This window comes from Methylobacterium hispanicum (assembly GCF_022179285.1).
Classification (GTDB): domain Bacteria; phylum Pseudomonadota; class Alphaproteobacteria; order Rhizobiales; family Beijerinckiaceae; genus Methylobacterium; species Methylobacterium hispanicum.
On sequence record NZ_BPQO01000006.1, the window covers coordinates 40,689 to 56,269 of the forward strand.

A 15,581-nucleotide genomic window follows, 5' to 3' on the forward strand; every position below is an offset into this window, starting at 1 on the left:
CCGCCATCTGTGTGGGCCTTCTCGCACTGGAGCATTCATACAGCTTGCACATCCGCCATGCCGAGCTCCACGGCCGAGGGGCGGCCGAAGATGCTAACCGCCACTCGTAGCCGATCCCCAGGCAGGATTGCCTCGACGGTCGCTGGGAAGCTCGCGAATGGCCCCGTCATCACCACGACGCTGGATCCGACCCTGACGCCGACGGGCTGAACGATCTCGCCGGCTGCGAGGGCATCGATGAAGCGCTGTAGATCCCCGGGATCCAGGCGTGCCGGGCGCCGCACGATCTGCTGGACGTTGCCTGCCAGCCCGGCTTCGGCTTCCGGATGCGACACGATCTCGGCGATGCCGGGCTGGGACCGGACCTCAGCCAGATGCGCCTCGTCCCGCACGCCGATGAACACCGTGCGGATGATGAGCGGCGTGTGCCGGATGACGCGGCGGCCGCGGCGTACGACGACCTCGGAGGCGCGGGGCAAGAAGGTCGCCACCTCGATCTCCCGTAGGGCCCGACGGGCGCGATCGCCCATCCTTGGGGCGGTGCGGGCCATGTGCCAGAGGAGGGAGGTGTCGATCACCTCGGAGGCGCGGCCGCGGATGGGCTCGGCTGCCGAGGTCTTCTGGCCGGGCGTGGGCGATCCAGCCAGCGGGATCCCGGCCGCCTTAGCAGCCAGCCTCTCGGCCCGACGCTGACGGCGCACCTTCAGGCGCTGACGCTTGTTCAGGCGAGTCATGCTCGAATCCTCTGGTGCTGATCCATCAGGCCGTGACCGCGAGGGCCAAGGCGTCGTTGTCGGCCCGCTGCCGGAGCCAGACGTCGTTCCAGTCGGTGCCAGCCTCGCGGGGCAATTCGACCCGAACACTGCGGTCATGGACGGCGAGGCGGTGGGCGAGCGCGTAGGCGGAAGCCTGTCCACCGAACTTCCGGTCCGTGTCGCCGAACACGACGATCTTGCGAGCCTGCTCGGGCGGCTGCCACTTCGCGAGCATTGTGGAGTTGGCCGCGGCCCAGACCGGCAGCCCGAACAGGGCGGCGGCCGCGAGCGCGGTCTCGATCCCTTCCGCGATGCCCATGATCTCGGCTGGCGGAAACAGCCTGATAGCGGCGCCGTCCGGGACCGTGCCCGGCATCAAACGGCGCGGGACTTCGACGGCGGCCTTCCGCCCGTCCCGGGTGAGATAGGTCCGGTGGAGCGTGGCGGCTGCGCCGTCCGGGCCTGCCACCAGGGCGATCATCGCCGGATGATGACTCGGCTGGTCGTCTTGGTAGATCAGGCTGTCGACGCAGCGGAGACAGGTCGGCACGGTGACAAGGCCGACCCGGGCGCGGAGGTAGAGCGCCACAGGATCTTTCGGCTGAACCACGCCAGCGCGACGCCAGAGCCGGTTCAGGGCTTCGCGCTTGTCGTCGGGGGAGCGCTCAGGCCGCGCACGCGCAATTGGCGCGTCGGCGATCAGCGGATCCAGCCGCTCGGCCAGCTCCTTGAACTCGATGCCGAGCACCCGCATTGCGAGTGCCGGTCCGTCCCCGGCACCGCAGTTGTTGCAGATCCAGGTACCACGCCCCTCCTTGTCGTCGAAGCGGAAGCGGGTCTTGCCCGCGCACATCGGGCAGGGACCGTTTTTGCTGCCGGTGAGGAAGCGGGCATCCACCCCGATCTGGGATAGCAGACTTGCCCAGCGGCCGCGGGCACGATCACGCAGAGGCGCGTGCATGGCTGCCCCCTCTACGCTTGGCGGACGCGATCTGCCGGTGCTTCAGCCAGCCGAGGATGAACTGATTTGGCTCGCGTTCCGGCGCCGTGCGGTAGTGGTTCGGCCAGACGCCGGTCAGCTCGCGAAACTGGTGCGATGCCCAGCCCGGGGAGTAGCCGCGGCGTCGGCCGTAGAGCTTGAGCTGGCCGTAGATCTCGGCCTTCTCGTCGGTGCGGGCCTTGGCGCGGACCGGGCGCATTTCGACGAGATCGCCGTCCTCGCACACGATTTCGGACTGCTTCTCGGGCTTGAACCCGCAGGCGGGACACTTCGGGCTCTTGGCGGGCTTCAGGAAGGCGCAGGACGGGCACTCCTTCGGCAGGGCCTCGAGGTGGCGCTTGCGGTCCTGCTTCTGCCGCTCCCGGCCGTCGTCGAGGGCGTCGTGGTGGATGTCGGTGACGAAACCGAGCCGCAGGTGCGTGTCGGAGTGGTCGAGGATCAGGCAGTCGTCCTTGCCCGGTGCCGTACGCAGGCCCCGCCCGATGATCTGGACGAACAGCATCTCGGATTTGGTCGGCCGGGCCAGCACGATGCAGCGCACGTCGAGGTCGACGCCGGTGGTGAGGCAGCCGACGCTCGCGATCACCCGCAGCTCGCCGGCCGTGAAGCGGCGGAACAGCGCCTCCCGGTCGTCCGACTTGGTGAAGGCGTCGATGTAGCCGCAGGCGACGCCCGCCCGCTCGAACTCGCCCTGCAGGTGCCGGGCGTGGGCCCGGTCGACCGCGAACACGAAGGTCGGACGGTTCTCCCCGCGCTGCTGCCAGGTCCGGACCACGTCGGCGACGAGCTCGGGGCGGTTCATTGCCTCGCCGAGGTCGCCCTCATGGTAGTCGCCGGCCACGGTGCGGACGCCGTCGAGGTCGGGGTGCGAGGGGGCGTAGACCCGGAACGGGGCAAGGTAGCCGGCCGCGATCAGCTCGGCCGTGGTGGTGACCTGAATCAGGTCGTCGTAGTGCCGGCCCAGACCCTTGGTCCAGGGCGTGGCGGAGAGGCCGACGAAGGGCACCGCGGCCCAATCGGGCGCGGCCATCCACGTGCCCAGCATCTCGAACCAGCGGTGGGCCTCGTCGATCACCACGATGTCGAACGGCGGGATGGCGCGGCGCTGGAGCGTCTGGATCGAGGCGACCTGAACCGGACGGTTGGCGTCCGTCATCGGGTGGCTGCCCTGGATCACGCCGACGTCGTGGATGCCCTCGGCGAAGAACGAGCGCACGGTCTGGTCGATCAGGCTGATGGCCGGGACCACGAACAGGACCCGCTTGCCCTTGGCCCGTGCGCCCCGGACGATCGCGCCGGCCACCACGGTCTTGCCGAAGCCAGTGGGGGCCTGGAGCATTGGACGGCGCCGTCCGGCGATCAGCGATTCCCGCAGCCGGTCGATGATCCGGACCTGATGCGGACGAAGGTCCCGGCTCATCGAGCGCCTCCCGCCTCAATCTCGGCAACGTCGAGTTCTTCCCAGGCGTCGCTGTCCTGGCCGCAGGGCAGAGGGGGGCCGAAGGCGTCGTCGCCGAACGGGTCAGGGGTGAGCCCTGCAGTGGGGGGGGCCTCGCGTAGTACCTTTTCCTGAACCCCTTCCTCGCGGCTAGGTAATAGGTTCCTTTGGTTTCCTGTTAGGTTCTTTCCCCGGCAGGATCTGCCGGTAAGGTGTCCTTCATCTGCCGCTAACCCGTCCTTTATCTGCCGGTAACCTGCCGAGCCCTTAGCGGCATCATCTGCCGGAAACTCGGGCTCAGCCGAAGCCAACTCCGGCGCGGCCAGCAGGTCGAAGTCGTGGCCCATGTTCAGCGTGATCAGGTCGGCCGCTCGGCCCCCGAAGCGATTGCCGCGCGGCTGCCGGGCGATGACGCCGGCGTGGGAGAGTTCGGCGAGCGCCAGACGGATCGTGCGGACAGCGTAGCCGGTATCGTCGGCGATCGTGGTCTGAGACGGCCAGCACTGCCCGCGCTTGTCGGCACGATCGGCCAGGGCGATTAGGACAGCTCGACAGGTGGCACGCACACGCTGGCGCTTGGCCCATTTTCCCGCGGCGACGCTCATTGGGCGCCTCCCCGAATGGAAGCGGTGACGAGGTCGTCGGCGGTCCGATAGGTGCGCTCGGCGGCCTCGGGGAAGCTCGCGGCCTTGGCGATGGTCGAGCTTCCGTAGCGGAGCAGGCGGTCACCGAAATCGACCACCATCCGGTAATCGCCGGAGGCCTGTGCCCGCTGGACCAGATCCTGGCGGAGGGTGCGAAGGGCGTCGTCGGCGGCGTCGTAGAGGCTGCGGTCGGCGCAGAGACGTGGCTTTGTCTCGGACATGACGCTCCCGTTCCGGAAACCGCTGGCGCGGCCGGTGAAAGAGTTCGGGTGAGGGGCGACGGTCGGGCGGCGCGGGCTGCTACGGATCAGGGCGGTGCGCGGACCTCGGCGCGGGACCGGGCCTTGGGCTTCAGGTGACCGCGGAAGGCGCTCTGCGGCGCCGTCTCCGGCTCGCCACAGCGCTGGCGCAGCAGCCGCAGGCAGGTCGCGGTCTGGCGGTGGGCTAGCGCGCGCTGGCGGTTGGTCTCGGCCGCGATCGTCAGGCCCTCAGCCTCGCAGCTCAGCGCCAGCCGGCCGTCGTTGGCGGCGCGCTTCTCATGCCAGCGGATCAGCCGGTCGATCATCTGGACCGGAGGAACGTCGAGCCGGTCGTCGCCGGGCTCGATTTCGCAGAGGTCGTCGCGATCCCAAACGCTCACGGATCACTCTCCCTCAGCCAGACGCCGAGTGCGGCCAGCGAGCGCCCGAAGCGCATCAGCATCCGCCCCACCGGATCGCGGAGCCAGACGGGACACGCGTTCCGCAAGCGCCTCGAAGTCCGAGGCCAGTCCTGCAAGCTCATCCGCTCTCTCCTGGGCCCTGACTGCACGCGCGGCCCGTATGGCTTCGATCTCGGCGGCCTCGACCCGGCGCGCCTTGCGGTACCAAAGGTCGAAGGCGCGCCAGTACGGCAGACCAGCATACCGAGCCGCCCGCGCGATCTGCGCCTTGACCGGATCGTGGCGGTCCGGAGCCCGACCCAGCGCGCGCAGACCTTCGGACGCCTCAAGGATGAAGGCGGGCACCCGCGCCTCCCAAGACTTTTGGGACATCTCCCAACGCTCCTCCGCCACGATGCTGATCGTGGTGGTGGATCCGCTGAGGAGCACGGCCCCGACGACGACGGAGAGAGCCCCGAACCCGAGGCGCGCGTGATCCTGGCAGATGGGCGCGCAGCGGGTGGCCGGAGCTCGGTGAGGAAGAGAGCGAGGGCGAGCGTGAATGAAACGGGACATCAAACCGGCCGGTGGACCGGACGAGACGGAGCTGGTGCACATCCAGCTCGACTCCCTGGACCGGGAGTTCGACAGCGATCTGGGCTGCCCGATCTACGAGACGGTGTTCTCCTGCTCGGGCCCGGAGGGCCACGCGGAGGCCTTCATCACCGTGGTGGCCGGCGAGGTGACCACGCTGGATATCGTGCCGCAGGCGATGAGCGACCTGCACCGGCTGTTCGCGGTGCTGGCCGAGCAGACGAGGGCGTGGCGCATCGATCCGAAGGCGTGATCGTCTCACGACAGGGCCTCCGGCTCCGGGGCGGCGTGGTGCTTGTCCTGGCGCGGCTGGAGATCGTGCGCCCGGACCTGACCGCGGGACAGGGCCTCGATCCGTGCGGCAACCCGCAGTGACGTGCCCCGATCCCGGAACCGGAGCTTGCGCACCGTGAACTCGGACAGACCCACGGCGGCGGCGACATCGGCGTCGCTCAGGCCCTCACGGCGCATCCATTCGGAGAGCAGCATGGTGTCAGCCTTCGCGGTGACGGTGCCGGCCTGCGCCCCGGCCGAGCTGCCGACCCAGCGGCTGGCCGAGGCCCTGGCCGTGCTGATGGTCGATCTGGTCGGAGCGATTCCGCTCGGTGATCGGTGCGCAGTTCTCGAGAGACTGGCGAACCGGTTGGATGACCGGGGGCGTGTCGCTGGGGGCAGCGAGGCGGCAGTCCTGCTTGGGGCGCTTGCCGTGGCGCTGATGCGGCTGGAGGGGTGAGGTCAAAATCTGAGACGACATTACGCCCAACTCCGGGAAATGATCGAAGACAAACGAAATCGGCGCCCTATAACCGCCCTGTATCAAATGAGAGAGGGCATTTTAAGATGACAGCCACAAAAGAAGGCAAGCTCGAAGGTATCCAAATGGAGGGGTCCGCCACTGCGCCAATCATCTCTTTTGATGAGGCTCCGGTGTTCGGCTTGGTCCCTGGGATTGGTAGAGTAACACTCGCAGCATACGTCCAAGACTACAGACCGGACGGTAGTGTCTTCCAACGACAAGTCGCCGTGGCCCATTTGCGCGGCAACGCGAACGCCTACACCGCGCTCGCCAATGCGATCGCCGGTATGGCTTTGCTTGATGCTGGGGGGCCTAAACCCGAAGGTCCAACCAACTAAGCGTAACTGACCAGTCGGTTCGGTTCGTGCGGCCTGAGGTGGCAAGATGGGCATTAAAGGCGAGCTTCTTCAGTTGCGCGAATGGCTCGCTTTCTAAGCTTCGGTGGCGGATAGAGATCGGGGCGGAGTTCATATCGTGGGACGCGCGTTAGCCTCTCAACATCGAGGACGCGCCCAGATGGGCACCGCTTCCACTGAGACACAGCTTGGACCGTAAGGCGCAACGCCAAGGCTAAGCCTGTCACCCCCGATTGTGTCTCTATCGCGCGGCGAAGCGCAGGATCGCGTTGTGCCATGGCTTATCAAGCAGCGCTTGTTCCTATAAGTCAAGTGCTGCTTGGTTGGTTTTCTCAAGCACCTCTTTATGAAGGAGCGCATGAGCGACGATACGTTCCCCACCCGGCTGCGCCAGAAGCGAAAGGAGAGAGGCCTGACGCAAGGAGAACTCGCGAAATGGATTCACGTAAGTCCACAGGCCGTATCGCAGTGGGAAACCGGACAGGCCGGTGCGGATCACAAGAATATTGTTGCGCTCGCAGAAAAGCTTTCCGTCGACTGGAATTGGCTTGGGTATGGAGCCAACACAGAAAATCCTGACATCTCCGTACAAAAACACGTATTCGAAAATAGGAATTCGACCTATGCAGTACTATGCAGTAGAGAAGAAATTGCAGGGTGGGCTCTAAAGTTTCCAAAGCTAGATGTTGATCCGTTTGACTATATTGATCTATTGAGCGCAGAGACTGGCAAAACCGGCGGTTACGAAGCATTAGAATTGAGATTTGCCTCTGCAGGCTACAATTTGGCGACCGAGATATGTACTGATAGTATGTCTCCCATGTTCTCGAGGGGTGATATTGCTATCTTTGATACCGGCATATCGCCGATACCAGGTGACTATGTCCTGGCATATATCGTCCATAACAAATCTGTAATGTTGCGAAAATTAAGAATTAGAACCGACGAAGGAGGGAGCAAGTATCAAGAACTTGTTCCTCTAAATGAAGACTATCCTGTCACTACCATCAAGACGCCAAAAGCTGGCCGAATCCTCGGCACCCTCATTGAGCACCGTCGCTACCGCGCTCCTCCGGGTGGCGTCCAACGTGTGCCGTTGCATCTAAGCAAGACAGGCTTGGAAAACGACACTTGATAAAAAAATCAAGCCGTGCTTGATTGGCTCACCGCTTCAACGGTGAGGCTTACTCGTGCTCGCACACCACCTCGTCATCCTCGGTCCGTTGCGATACCGCGTCATCCCCTGGCCATCAGATCATCGGTTCCGAGGGCGGGCATGAGCTATGTCGAGCCATCTCACCGCCCAAGTTGCAAGTCTACCCGCGATCAAAAAGCGTCACGTAGCGGGTACGCTCGTCCAGACATCGGACGCCCGCGAGTTGCACGGCCTGCTCAAGGTCGGCCGCGACTTCACCACCTGGATCAAGGGCCGGATCGCACAGTACGGCTTCGTCGAGGGTGTCGACTACGTCGTCACCGGGAATTTGAGCTCCCCAGTTTCGGGGAGCGCAAAAGCGCGGCCACAGCTGGTCGACACGTATCACCTCACCCTCGGCATGGCGAAGGAGATCGCCATGGTCGAGAACAACGCCGAGGGGCGGCGGATCCGACGCTACTACATCGAGTGCGAGCGGCGTGCGCTTGAGGCCGCGTCCCAACCGGCGCTGGATCTCAGTGATCCGCACGCGCTCCGCGCCCTGCTGCTGGCCCATGCTGAGCGCGAGATCGCGTTGGAGGGCCGCGCCCGCGAAGCTGAGGGTGCGCTGGCGACCGCCGCCCCGAAGGCCGAGGCGCTCGACCGGATCGCCGACACGACCGGCCTGATCCTCCTCAGCGACGCCGCCAAGACCCTGGGCATGCGGCCCAAGGATCTGATCGCGTGGATGCTGGAGCACCGTTGGCTTTTCCGGCGGCGTGGAACCGGTCGGCTCGTCGGCATGCAGGAAAAGCTCAACGCCGGACTTCTGGACGAGTGCCCTGTGCCGGCCGGCGACGGCCGCACCGAGGTTCAGGTCTACGTCACTCCGGCTGGGCTGACCCGCCTGTCCGTGGCGATGGGGATCGCACAGGGCAGCCTAATGCTCGACTTCGGCTCGAACGCCGGAGGCCGTGCCCGCCAGCACTGAACCTCTTTCCGATCTTCCCGGGGCATCCCGCCCCGAGATGAAGCGGCCCCCGCCGGTCTGGACCACCAGCGGAGGCCATACACCCCGAACCCAAGGATCGAGCTATGGAACAGAGTGTTCGCTCTGATAGCACCCGCATGCCCGCTTACCAGGGCTATGCTGCATCCAAGATGGATGCGCGCTGCGATGCCGCGGTGATCGCGATGCTGACGGCGCCCGCTTCGGCCTCACCGGACCTTTCGGTGGTCGATCCGATCTTCGCTGCCATCGAGAAGGACCGTGCCCTCGCCGCTGAGCACATCCGCCTTCTCTCCATCTCCGGCAGCAAGCCCGACGACGATCCGTCTTGGGAGCCGACGCATGACGCCAGCGACGCACAGTGGGAGCACTGGCGCGAGGCGCTGCTCAAGACCGTGCCGACGACAGCTGCCGGCTGCGCTGCTCTGGCCCGCTACGCGAACGAGTGGGTAGAGCGTGAGGGCGTCGGCCTGGACGAGGACGGAGCGAAAATCTTCGATCTGATCGGCCGCAGCCCGTTACACACGGCGCCGTGCCCTCCCGCGAGCCCGGACCCTGTCTACGCTGCCATCGCGGCCATGCACGCAGCCGACGCGGCTTACAGTGCCTGGCATGCCGAGTACGAAAGGGTTGGTCTTGATGCGGCCGGTGGCTTCGAGGCCGAGGCCCCACTGATCAACGAGCAGACCAGAGCGGAGGAGGCAGCGCTCGCGACCGTGCCAGTCACCTCCGGCGGGCGGGCCGCGCTTGTCACCTTCACCGACCTCTGCATCGCCAGACGCGGCCATACAGACGGCACCGCTCAGGAAGGTGAGGACACGGTCTTCCACTGGGCCTACCGGGCGCTCGCCAGTGCCATTCGGGGCGAAAGCCCACAGTCGGAGGCCGAAGACGCCGAGGCGCTTGGCCTCGTGGACATCAAGGCAGCCCTGACCAACGCCCCAGCCTGGACGGGAGAGCAGGCATGAGCGCCGCTGCCGGCGACCGCCCCGTGCGTGGCATCAACACGATCGTCCTTAGCGACGGCCGAGAGATCCATCTCGACGATGTCGTCACCGCGGCCGAGGGGCAGGCGATCCTCGACGACGTCGACCAGGGCATCGACGCCATCGAGCGTCAGCTCACCAGCGGCATCGGCCCGAACGATCCGGACTGGCGCCGCCGCGCAGAGTTGGCCCTGAAAAGGAAGCGCCGCAGTCGGCCCCGAATCCAGCAGCGGATTGGCGAGCTGCGCCGGGCCGAGCGACAGGCGGCGCCATTGCCATCCGGCACCACCTCGCCCGCGGACGGCAAGCGCAAGGCCTTCGTGACGGCGGCCTACGAGGTGCTGGGCCACGAGGTCTGCACGGAGGTGTGGGCTCGCGCTCAGGAAATGCGGCCGGAGATCTTCACGGACGGGCAGGTGCCGGCATGAGCGCCCGCCGTCACCCTTGCTACCTCATCGACGAGGATACGACTGACTACGAGTGGTCGGCCACGAAGCTGGACGAGCTGCTGGCTGATCCGGAGGTCGAAGGCCTCGCCGCGGACATGCTGTCCTACGGCTTCAAACGGGGCGAGTTCGACCCGGACCCGGTCTACCGCCAGTGCCGGCGGGAGTACCGCCGCAAGGAGCCGGCCGCCCTGCTGTTTTTCCTTGCCGCTCGTCTGTTCGAGCGGCTTCAGGCCACGGCACGGTCGACGGGAGGCGCGTCATGAGCGACCGCGCTACCCAACTCGCCCGCTGCCTGATGGAGGAAGGCATCCGCTTTCCGGTGGGGCAGGACGGCAAGATCGCGCCGGGCTCGATCCGGACTTTCCTCGCCGACCGCTTCCCCGGCATCAGCCAAGCCGAGGTCACCCGCGGCGTCCTGATCGCGATCGAACTCGCCAAGCTGGATCGGGGGCTGCGATGACTACCCCCGATCCTATCCACGCCGCCATCGCCTCGGCGCGGGCCGCCAGCGCCGCTCACATCGCCGCCTGCAAGGGCCTGGATGAGGACGACGAGGCAGCGGTAGCGCGTTGCAACGAGGCCTGCGACGCCGACGCCGAAGCCAGCAAGGCGCTGGCGAAGGTGTTGCCCACCACGCCGGCCGGGCTGATCGCGCTGGTGGCCTTTTACGCCGAGGATGGGGAGGGCACCGACACGGCCTCGCTCTACCTCGACCGGATCTTGGTCGTGCTGAAGCACCCTGATTCCGAACGGCTGTTTGCGGGCCTCAGCCCGCAGATTGCATCGGCGGAACAGGCACTTGGCCGAGTGATTCCGCAGGCCGGTTTCGAGGCTTTCGGGACGATGCCCGGCCTATCCGACATCGAGGCGGCATGGCACGGCCTGCCGGCCGAGACCCGCAACCGCATCGGCGTGACGGCCGTCGACATGGTGTTCCAAGAGTTCATCCACGGCGACGCGTGCGTGGTCAACGGTCAGCCCGAGGACCGGCCGTTCCCGGGCGAGACAGAGGAGCACATCGCGATCCGCTGCGCCGCCATGGACGCGACCAACCAGCGCCTGAACGAGCTCACACCGCTGATCGAGGGCGCACTCCCGGACCTGTTCGGCTCGGACGGTGAGAACCCGGCTTGGTGCCCGAACCCGGGACCGAGGCCTTGAAGCGCCGTGGCGTACCTGAGCCTGTCACCCCCGCCCGCATCGAGCGCGCCCTGCGGCTCTGCGCATACCTTGTCGCGCGAGATGGCGACGGGCTTGATCTCGTCCCGATCATGGACCGTCTGGAATCGGAGCTCGCCCGCGCCCGATCCGAGGAAGATCCGGTCTGCCGCGCGCGGCGGCTGCTAAGCGCCTACACCGCCGTGGGCTACTCTCAATATGTTAGCGAATATTCCAATAGCAAGGCGCGACATATTGCACAGTAGAGGAGGCAATGCCAATTCGAGCTTAGTTAATCTTTTTTCTCAGTTTTTACGGGCTTCCTGGGTGGAACTTTGGATTTCATTTCGGTGGCTTTTGCATCAAGGCGCGCCTTTCTAGATGGGGCAACGAACGTGTCATGCACAAAATGCTCCAGTATCTCAGTCATCAAAACAAGATCGGACGCCGCTGGCTTCCAACCGCGATGCGCTGAAGCACTTCCTGCATCGACCAGTGTGGCAAGGCGAGATTTGTCTGCGATGCCAATATGTCCTTTCTCAACTATCTCATCTAGTTTTTTCTGGAAAGACTGCTCGGTATTGATGCCCAACAGTTCGGAGGCGACGTCAAAGGCTGTTCTAATTCTGATCCCTGCCAAAATATTCAAGTCGTTGTCCAGAGCTCCGTAGAGTTCGATTAGAGCTTGATCTAATTTGCCAACATTTGGGGCGTCTATGCCAAATTCCGACATCCACTCCGGCCTTTTCCTCTTCGCAAGTGCTGGCCAATACTTTACCGTCTCATCAAGCTCCATGCCCCAGCCGCCAGCGCCATCGGAAGTATGATGGTAGTTCTCGGTGTCGCACATAATTCTTTGGACAAATATGTAATCACACCCGCGACATTGAAGTATGCGCCAGTCGTCCCACCACTGCATGTGCTCGTCGCTATCAGAAACCTGGTAATGGCCGCGAACCTCACACCACCTTAATCCCCCGCACTTTGCACATTCTGCCTTTCGAGGTTTTATTGTTGTTTCATCGCCCACATTTATCTCCAGCAATATAAAATTCACTTGAGAGCAGTTGGAATTTCTATCTAGAAAATCCAACAAATCTACATAAATTTGCCGTAAACTGGTTTCTATCGAAAAGTCCTTATCCAATGTGGGCCGATCTCGATATAGAGCCGCCGCGATGGCTTCTCGCAGCAGTAGCTCCATTCGAGCAGTATGAGATCCAGCGCTTGTTCTATGCGTGATGCTGCCATTGGTTCGGGGCAGCCCAATTTAATGAGATGAAGCTTCTGAAATTTTTGGTCAGCCATGCCGTAGCGGCCCGCAATCCGCTTCATATCTTTGTCAATGGCTATCAATATGGCATGATTGAGAAGCGCAGTCTTTGCAACGAGGGCGTCGTCTGCACCTTGAAATAGTACATCGCCGTGTAGGATGGCTTCGTAATTCAGGCGCCTGAGCAACGCTGCAACTGAAACGGGAACGCTCTCATCTAAGAGAACGCGAAAGGGATCAGAGACGTCAGCTTCAGGCTGCGGCAGCGTGAGCGATTGCCGCTTCAACGTCTCGCTCCGTTAGCGAAGGATATTCCTTAAGTATTTGATCGACCGAATACCCGGCTTCGGCAAAAGCCTTGATGCTCGCAACCTGAATGCCAGTGCCTGCAATCACAGGTTTGCTTCTTGCAAGACCTTTGACTGTCTGGATCTGGCCAACACTCTCGTCCTTACGGGCACGCATCGTTTTGACCGAGCGTGCCATGTCTGCGCGTACGATCTCCAGGGGGATGCTCAGCACCCCTTGTCCTGTCAGGACTTCTTCGCGTTCACCTGTCTCTGGGTTGTGAAAAACGACACGCTTCTTGAGTACATACAACGTCGTTTTAGCCCAAACGTCGTCACCCATGTCGGCGAGCCGCTGCTTAACGTCGCGCAGATGCTGCAGGGATACGCCGCTGCCGTTGCGAAGCCTATCAAGAACTTGGAGGCACACAAGGTCTCTGAACGAGTAGAGACGGCTTTCATCCCCCTCGCCGAGCTCGACTTTCAAGCTCGGGACGAAAAAGGACGTGCGTCTCCAATACCTGAGCTGCGTCAGGCTGATGCCCGTCACTCGCTGCGCTTCCTCTTCGGTGAACGCAGCGATGACGATTCTGCCGGAGCCCGTCGTCATGCCCGATAAATACCGCGGAACTCGACCACTGCAATGGGCCAGATGCCACACAGGCATCACGTTGAAACCCTAGGTGGGCGACGCCTCGGCCCTCGTGAAGCGTTTGGCTATCACTTCGGATCCACGAACGCCGAAAGCTGCGCGATCATCTCTCTAAGTTGGTCCGGCCACATCGCGCCGCTCGCCGGTATCGTCGGCGCGCCTCGCTGGTCGTACCACATGAGCCAAAAGGCCTCCGTACCCTCTTTCTTGTCTGTGATGTGTTCCAGCCAGAGGCTGTATCCCGAATGCACCAGCGGCACCGGGAAGACGCTTCCACGCGCTTGCCCTGGCCCATGCGGGTGGCCCTTATTCAGGTTGGTCATAAAGCGCGCGTTCTCGCATGTGTACGGCGCGCCGCCGATCCACCACTTGGACATCTGATTCGCTCCTCCCGGAGCCAGACTTTTACCGCACTGCGCGGAACCTGCTTACACCTCCGTCGGCGCGCGGAACGCGATCCGCTCCAGCCACTCCCGCTTTTGGGCGAGGCTCGGCCCGACGCCGTAGCGCGGGCGGTGGTACTTGTGGCCCATCATGGCCGCCGCGACCTTGTCTGGCGCCTCGACCGCCGTCAGCCGGTCCTCGAAGGTATGCCGCAGCGAGTAGAGTGTGGTCCCCTCGGTCGGTAGCAAGCCGTTCTCGTCCAGGAATTTGTTGATCGTGGCGGAGACGCTGGCGGCCTTGTCCCGGTAGCGCGGGAAGCCGTCGGGCTGAGCCTGCATCGCAGCGAGCGCCACGCCGACGAGCGGCATGTCCCGTTCGGACTGGTCCGTCTTCATGCGGCGGCCGATCGGGCGGACCATGACGTGCGGTACGGGATCGTCCAGGCGGATCGTCTCGGCCGTCAGGTTGCAGGCCTCGGACAGCCGCAGGCCGGTCTCGGCGATCAGGTAGAGCAGGCGGCGGGCGTCCGGGTTGAGCCCGTCGAGCGCGCCGGCCTTGAGCAAGTGGTCCTGAACGAAGGCCGGGGCGAAAGCCACGCGCTGGCCGGTGCGGCCGCCCTCGATCCGCATCTGCGCGAAGACGGGCCCGAGGCCGAGCCGGTGGGTGTGCTCGACCTTGCCGAGCATTTTGTTGAGGTGGCCGATGTCCTTGTTGGCCGTCTCGATCTCGACGCCCTCGACCATCACGCGATCGATCCACCAGCGCTGGAAGTCGAGCGCGTCCGAGCGGGTGAGCTTGGACAGCGGCTTGTTGCCGATCACGGTCACGAGGTTGGCGATGGCCCGCTTCTTCGGGTTGCGCCACTTCCGGACCTGGTCCTCGGACATGCCCTTGAGCGAGGGCTTCATCAGCGCCTCGAACTCGTCGAAGAGGCCGTCGATGTCGAGGGCAGGGGGCTCGACGCGGCCGAGCACCGCGTCCTCGGCCGGGCGGTCGTCGGGTTTGCCCGCGGCCAGCGCCTCGAAGCGCGCCAGGATCTCGGCGATCGGGCGCTGCGCGACCTCGGCCGCGGTGATGTACTCGAAGCCGAGCCGCCGTGCGTCTTTCCGGGCGCGGTCGTAGCGGGCCTTGGCGTCCGTGCTCTCGCCGACGAGGCTGGCGCGCCAGAAGGCCTCCAGCTCGGCGTTGATGCGATCGGCCGCCCGGCCGGCGCGGGTGCCGCGCGGATCGTCGGCGATGCGGATGCGGGTGGACTGCCGGACGATGCCCCGGGTGTCGTGCTCGGCGAAGGCGAGGGGAACGCGGCGCTGGTAGTGCCAGAAGCCGGCGCGGCGCGTCAGGAACTCGGACATCCGGGCCCGTGTAGGACGTTACGTAGGACGCTACCGTGCCCCATGAGGGCACGATCGGTCAAGAAACGCCCTCAGCGCGTTGAGATATATAGATTTTCAGATGTAGGACGTGGCGGAGGGAGCGGGATTCGAACCCGCGATACCGTTGCCGGTATACACACTTTCCAGGCGTGCGCCTTCAACCACTCGGCCACCCCTCCAGACCTCGCCAGGGCTCCGAGGCGACGCGGGGAGGCGTCGTGTTGGGGCAGGCCGGACGAGGTGGCGGTGCTGTAGCGTCCAGGCCCGCTCCTGGCAAGGCGTTTGCTGCCGCGCGCGGTGTGGAACGGGCCGGCGCGCGGCGCCTGCTCGTCCGCGGACGGGCAGGGCCGGGCCCGAGGTCCGTCCGGGGGGCGCCGGGGAACGGCCCGACAGGCTCGACCGTTGGATTAGGAGAGCCGTGCCGCCGCCGCCGGAAGGTCGCCGGTGCGCGTGAACGCCAGAGGATCGAGTCCCATGAGCCTGATCGGACGCATCGTCACCAAACTCCTCGGCAACGAGGATCGAGCCGTCGCACGCGATACGCGCAATGCCGATTCGAGCACGCCGATCGGGCGCCTCGTGACGAAGATCCTGCGCCGCTAGCGCGAGCCAAAGGGTGGTTTGCCACGAGGGAGCGGCCCCTGGATCGCAC

At 64.7% G+C, this 15,581-nt stretch carries 24 protein-coding genes and 1 tRNA gene; 10 read left to right on the forward strand and 15 right to left on the reverse strand.

The window, feature by feature from the left end; genetic code table 11:
• Window positions 1–35: 35 nt before the first annotated feature.
• The 7 genes from nusG to MFF56_RS08585 all read right to left on the reverse strand — a co-directional run bounded on the left by nusG (window position 36) and on the right by MFF56_RS08585 (window position 4,843).
• Window positions 36–491, reverse strand: coding sequence for a transcription termination/antitermination protein NusG (nusG, locus tag MFF56_RS08555; RefSeq protein ID WP_238229936.1), 456 nt, complete (start codon window positions 489–491; stop codon window positions 36–38).
• Between the two features lie 268 nt (window positions 492–759).
• Complete coding sequence (locus tag MFF56_RS08560; protein ID WP_066924910.1) at window positions 760–1,716, reverse strand: DUF7146 domain-containing protein; 957 nt, start codon at window positions 1,714–1,716, stop codon at window positions 760–762.
• Window positions 1,697–3,175, reverse strand: a complete 1,479-nt coding sequence (locus MFF56_RS08565; RefSeq protein ID WP_066924912.1) for a DEAD/DEAH box helicase — start codon at window positions 3,173–3,175, stop codon at window positions 1,697–1,699. Before MFF56_RS08565 ends, MFF56_RS08560 begins: the two co-directional genes overlap by 20 nt.
• Complete coding sequence (locus MFF56_RS08570) at window positions 3,172–3,798, reverse strand: helix-turn-helix domain-containing protein (protein ID WP_082773223.1); 627 nt, start codon at window positions 3,796–3,798, stop codon at window positions 3,172–3,174. The genes MFF56_RS08565 and MFF56_RS08570 overlap by 4 nt, the downstream gene beginning before the upstream one ends.
• Window positions 3,795–4,058, reverse strand: a complete 264-nt coding sequence (locus MFF56_RS08575) for a hypothetical protein (RefSeq protein WP_066924914.1) — start codon at window positions 4,056–4,058, stop codon at window positions 3,795–3,797. Before MFF56_RS08575 ends, MFF56_RS08570 begins: the two co-directional genes overlap by 4 nt.
• Window positions 4,059–4,144: 86 nt before the next feature.
• A complete protein-coding gene (locus tag MFF56_RS08580; protein ID WP_066924916.1) occupies window positions 4,145–4,477 on the reverse strand; it encodes a hypothetical protein in 333 nt (110 codons plus the stop codon).
• A 3-nt stretch (window positions 4,478–4,480) separates the two neighbouring features.
• On the reverse strand, window positions 4,481–4,843 hold the full coding sequence (locus MFF56_RS08585; protein WP_156453885.1) for a hypothetical protein: 363 nt from the start codon (window positions 4,841–4,843) through the stop codon (window positions 4,481–4,483).
• A 196-nt stretch (window positions 4,844–5,039) separates the two neighbouring features.
• Here MFF56_RS08585 and MFF56_RS08590 point away from each other — a divergent pair, with 196 nt between their 5' ends.
• On the forward strand, window positions 5,040–5,324 hold the full coding sequence (locus tag MFF56_RS08590; protein ID WP_066924922.1) for a hypothetical protein: 285 nt from the start codon (window positions 5,040–5,042) through the stop codon (window positions 5,322–5,324).
• Between the two features lie 5 nt (window positions 5,325–5,329).
• Here the strand turns inward: MFF56_RS08590 and MFF56_RS08595 are convergent, their stop codons facing one another.
• On the reverse strand, window positions 5,330–5,560 hold the full coding sequence (locus MFF56_RS08595; RefSeq protein ID WP_066924925.1) for a helix-turn-helix domain-containing protein: 231 nt from the start codon (window positions 5,558–5,560) through the stop codon (window positions 5,330–5,332).
• Between MFF56_RS08595 and MFF56_RS08600 the strand changes: the two genes are divergently transcribed.
• Window positions 5,559–5,804: a hypothetical protein gene (locus tag MFF56_RS08600; RefSeq protein ID WP_066924927.1), complete on the forward strand. Its 246-nt coding sequence runs from the start codon at window positions 5,559–5,561 to the stop codon at window positions 5,802–5,804. The genes MFF56_RS08595 and MFF56_RS08600 overlap by 2 nt on opposite strands.
• Before the next feature lie 454 nt (window positions 5,805–6,258).
• Here the strand turns inward: MFF56_RS08600 and MFF56_RS08605 are convergent, their stop codons facing one another.
• Window positions 6,259–6,501, reverse strand: a complete 243-nt coding sequence (locus MFF56_RS08605) for a transcriptional regulator (RefSeq protein WP_082773224.1) — start codon at window positions 6,499–6,501, stop codon at window positions 6,259–6,261.
• 80 nt (window positions 6,502–6,581) lie between these two features.
• Here MFF56_RS08605 and MFF56_RS08610 point away from each other — a divergent pair, with 80 nt between their 5' ends.
• The 7 genes from MFF56_RS08610 to MFF56_RS08640 all read left to right on the forward strand — a co-directional run bounded on the left by MFF56_RS08610 (window position 6,582) and on the right by MFF56_RS08640 (window position 10,963).
• The gene (locus MFF56_RS08610) at window positions 6,582–7,358 is read left to right on the forward strand and encodes an XRE family transcriptional regulator (RefSeq protein ID WP_197430683.1); all 777 of its coding nucleotides are present in this window, start codon (window positions 6,582–6,584) and stop codon (window positions 7,356–7,358) included.
• A 148-nt stretch (window positions 7,359–7,506) separates the two neighbouring features.
• Window positions 7,507–8,349, forward strand: coding sequence for a phage antirepressor KilAC domain-containing protein (locus MFF56_RS08615; RefSeq protein ID WP_082773226.1), 843 nt, complete (start codon window positions 7,507–7,509; stop codon window positions 8,347–8,349).
• A 137-nt stretch (window positions 8,350–8,486) separates the two neighbouring features.
• On the forward strand, window positions 8,487–9,335 hold the full coding sequence (locus MFF56_RS08620) for a hypothetical protein (RefSeq protein ID WP_156453886.1): 849 nt from the start codon (window positions 8,487–8,489) through the stop codon (window positions 9,333–9,335).
• Window positions 9,332–9,781, forward strand: a complete 450-nt coding sequence (locus MFF56_RS08625; protein WP_066924933.1) for a hypothetical protein — start codon at window positions 9,332–9,334, stop codon at window positions 9,779–9,781. The genes MFF56_RS08620 and MFF56_RS08625 overlap by 4 nt, the downstream gene beginning before the upstream one ends.
• Window positions 9,778–10,065, forward strand: coding sequence for a hypothetical protein (locus tag MFF56_RS08630; RefSeq protein WP_238229937.1), 288 nt, complete (start codon window positions 9,778–9,780; stop codon window positions 10,063–10,065). The genes MFF56_RS08625 and MFF56_RS08630 overlap by 4 nt, the downstream gene beginning before the upstream one ends.
• Complete coding sequence (locus tag MFF56_RS08635; protein ID WP_066924399.1) at window positions 10,062–10,262, forward strand: hypothetical protein; 201 nt, start codon at window positions 10,062–10,064, stop codon at window positions 10,260–10,262. The genes MFF56_RS08630 and MFF56_RS08635 overlap by 4 nt, the downstream gene beginning before the upstream one ends.
• On the forward strand, window positions 10,259–10,963 hold the full coding sequence (locus MFF56_RS08640; RefSeq protein WP_066924398.1) for a hypothetical protein: 705 nt from the start codon (window positions 10,259–10,261) through the stop codon (window positions 10,961–10,963). The genes MFF56_RS08635 and MFF56_RS08640 overlap by 4 nt, the downstream gene beginning before the upstream one ends.
• A gap of 289 nt (window positions 10,964–11,252) precedes the next feature.
• On the opposite strand, the gene MFF56_RS08645 is transcribed toward MFF56_RS08640, so the two are convergent.
• The 6 genes from MFF56_RS08645 to MFF56_RS08670 form a co-directional block, all read right to left on the reverse strand.
• Window positions 11,253–12,107, reverse strand: a complete 855-nt coding sequence (locus tag MFF56_RS08645; protein ID WP_197430649.1) for a DUF4145 domain-containing protein — start codon at window positions 12,105–12,107, stop codon at window positions 11,253–11,255.
• The gene (locus tag MFF56_RS08650; RefSeq protein WP_156453849.1) at window positions 12,086–12,520 is read right to left on the reverse strand and encodes a DUF5615 family PIN-like protein; all 435 of its coding nucleotides are present in this window, start codon (window positions 12,518–12,520) and stop codon (window positions 12,086–12,088) included. Before MFF56_RS08650 ends, MFF56_RS08645 begins: the two co-directional genes overlap by 22 nt.
• Window positions 12,486–13,130: a DUF433 domain-containing protein gene (locus MFF56_RS08655; protein ID WP_082773164.1), complete on the reverse strand. Its 645-nt coding sequence runs from the start codon at window positions 13,128–13,130 to the stop codon at window positions 12,486–12,488. The genes MFF56_RS08650 and MFF56_RS08655 overlap by 35 nt, the downstream gene beginning before the upstream one ends.
• Before the next feature lie 110 nt (window positions 13,131–13,240).
• The gene (locus MFF56_RS08660) at window positions 13,241–13,549 is read right to left on the reverse strand and encodes a hypothetical protein (protein ID WP_066924397.1); all 309 of its coding nucleotides are present in this window, start codon (window positions 13,547–13,549) and stop codon (window positions 13,241–13,243) included.
• A 51-nt stretch (window positions 13,550–13,600) separates the two neighbouring features.
• Window positions 13,601–14,908 (reverse strand): tyrosine-type recombinase/integrase, encoded by a 1,308-nt coding sequence (locus MFF56_RS08665; RefSeq protein ID WP_066924396.1) that lies wholly within the window; start codon window positions 14,906–14,908, stop codon window positions 13,601–13,603.
• Window positions 14,909–15,018: 110 nt separating this feature from the next.
• Window positions 15,019–15,108: transfer RNA gene (locus MFF56_RS08670), tRNA-Ser, on the reverse strand.
• 295 nt (window positions 15,109–15,403) lie between these two features.
• On the opposite strand from MFF56_RS08670, the gene MFF56_RS08675 reads away from it, so the two are divergent.
• Complete coding sequence (locus MFF56_RS08675) at window positions 15,404–15,532, forward strand: TFIIS helical bundle-like domain containing protein (protein ID WP_066924395.1); 129 nt, start codon at window positions 15,404–15,406, stop codon at window positions 15,530–15,532.
• Window positions 15,533–15,581: the final 49 nt, after the last annotated feature.

What these genes read in the sequence shown, in the direction of transcription:
- MFF56_RS08675 (WP_066924395.1), top strand. Translation starts at nt 15,404, where the DNA reads ATGAGCCTGATCGGACGCATCGTCACCAAACTCCTCGGCAACGAGGAT.
- MFF56_RS08640 (WP_066924398.1), top strand. Translation starts at nt 10,259, where the DNA reads ATGACTACCCCCGATCCTATCCACGCCGCCATCGCCTCGGCGCGGGCC.
- MFF56_RS08610 (WP_197430683.1), top strand. Translation starts at nt 6,582, where the DNA reads ATGAGCGACGATACGTTCCCCACCCGGCTGCGCCAGAAGCGAAAGGAG.
- MFF56_RS08605 (WP_082773224.1), bottom strand. Translation starts at nt 6,501, where the DNA reads ATGGCACAACGCGATCCTGCGCTTCGCCGCGCGATAGAGACACAATCG.
- MFF56_RS08595 (WP_066924925.1), bottom strand. Translation starts at nt 5,560, where the DNA reads ATGCTGCTCTCCGAATGGATGCGCCGTGAGGGCCTGAGCGACGCCGAT.
- MFF56_RS08630 (WP_238229937.1), top strand. Translation starts at nt 9,778, where the DNA reads ATGAGCGCCCGCCGTCACCCTTGCTACCTCATCGACGAGGATACGACT.
- MFF56_RS08600 (WP_066924927.1), top strand. Translation starts at nt 5,559, where the DNA reads ATGGTGTCAGCCTTCGCGGTGACGGTGCCGGCCTGCGCCCCGGCCGAG.
- MFF56_RS08635 (WP_066924399.1), top strand. Translation starts at nt 10,062, where the DNA reads ATGAGCGACCGCGCTACCCAACTCGCCCGCTGCCTGATGGAGGAAGGC.
- MFF56_RS08560 (WP_066924910.1), bottom strand. Translation starts at nt 1,716, where the DNA reads ATGCACGCGCCTCTGCGTGATCGTGCCCGCGGCCGCTGGGCAAGTCTG.
- MFF56_RS08590 (WP_066924922.1), top strand. Translation starts at nt 5,040, where the DNA reads ATGAAACGGGACATCAAACCGGCCGGTGGACCGGACGAGACGGAGCTG.
- MFF56_RS08660 (WP_066924397.1), bottom strand. Translation starts at nt 13,549, where the DNA reads ATGTCCAAGTGGTGGATCGGCGGCGCGCCGTACACATGCGAGAACGCG.
- MFF56_RS08570 (WP_082773223.1), bottom strand. Translation starts at nt 3,798, where the DNA reads ATGAGCGTCGCCGCGGGAAAATGGGCCAAGCGCCAGCGTGTGCGTGCC.
- MFF56_RS08655 (WP_082773164.1), bottom strand. Translation starts at nt 13,130, where the DNA reads ATGACGACGGGCTCCGGCAGAATCGTCATCGCTGCGTTCACCGAAGAG.
- MFF56_RS08620 (WP_156453886.1), top strand. Translation starts at nt 8,487, where the DNA reads ATGCCCGCTTACCAGGGCTATGCTGCATCCAAGATGGATGCGCGCTGC.
- MFF56_RS08625 (WP_066924933.1), top strand. Translation starts at nt 9,332, where the DNA reads ATGAGCGCCGCTGCCGGCGACCGCCCCGTGCGTGGCATCAACACGATC.
- MFF56_RS08565 (WP_066924912.1), bottom strand. Translation starts at nt 3,175, where the DNA reads ATGAGCCGGGACCTTCGTCCGCATCAGGTCCGGATCATCGACCGGCTG.
- MFF56_RS08575 (WP_066924914.1), bottom strand. Translation starts at nt 4,058, where the DNA reads ATGTCCGAGACAAAGCCACGTCTCTGCGCCGACCGCAGCCTCTACGAC.
- MFF56_RS08615 (WP_082773226.1), top strand. Translation starts at nt 7,507, where the DNA reads ATGTCGAGCCATCTCACCGCCCAAGTTGCAAGTCTACCCGCGATCAAA.
- MFF56_RS08665 (WP_066924396.1), bottom strand. Translation starts at nt 14,908, where the DNA reads ATGTCCGAGTTCCTGACGCGCCGCGCCGGCTTCTGGCACTACCAGCGC.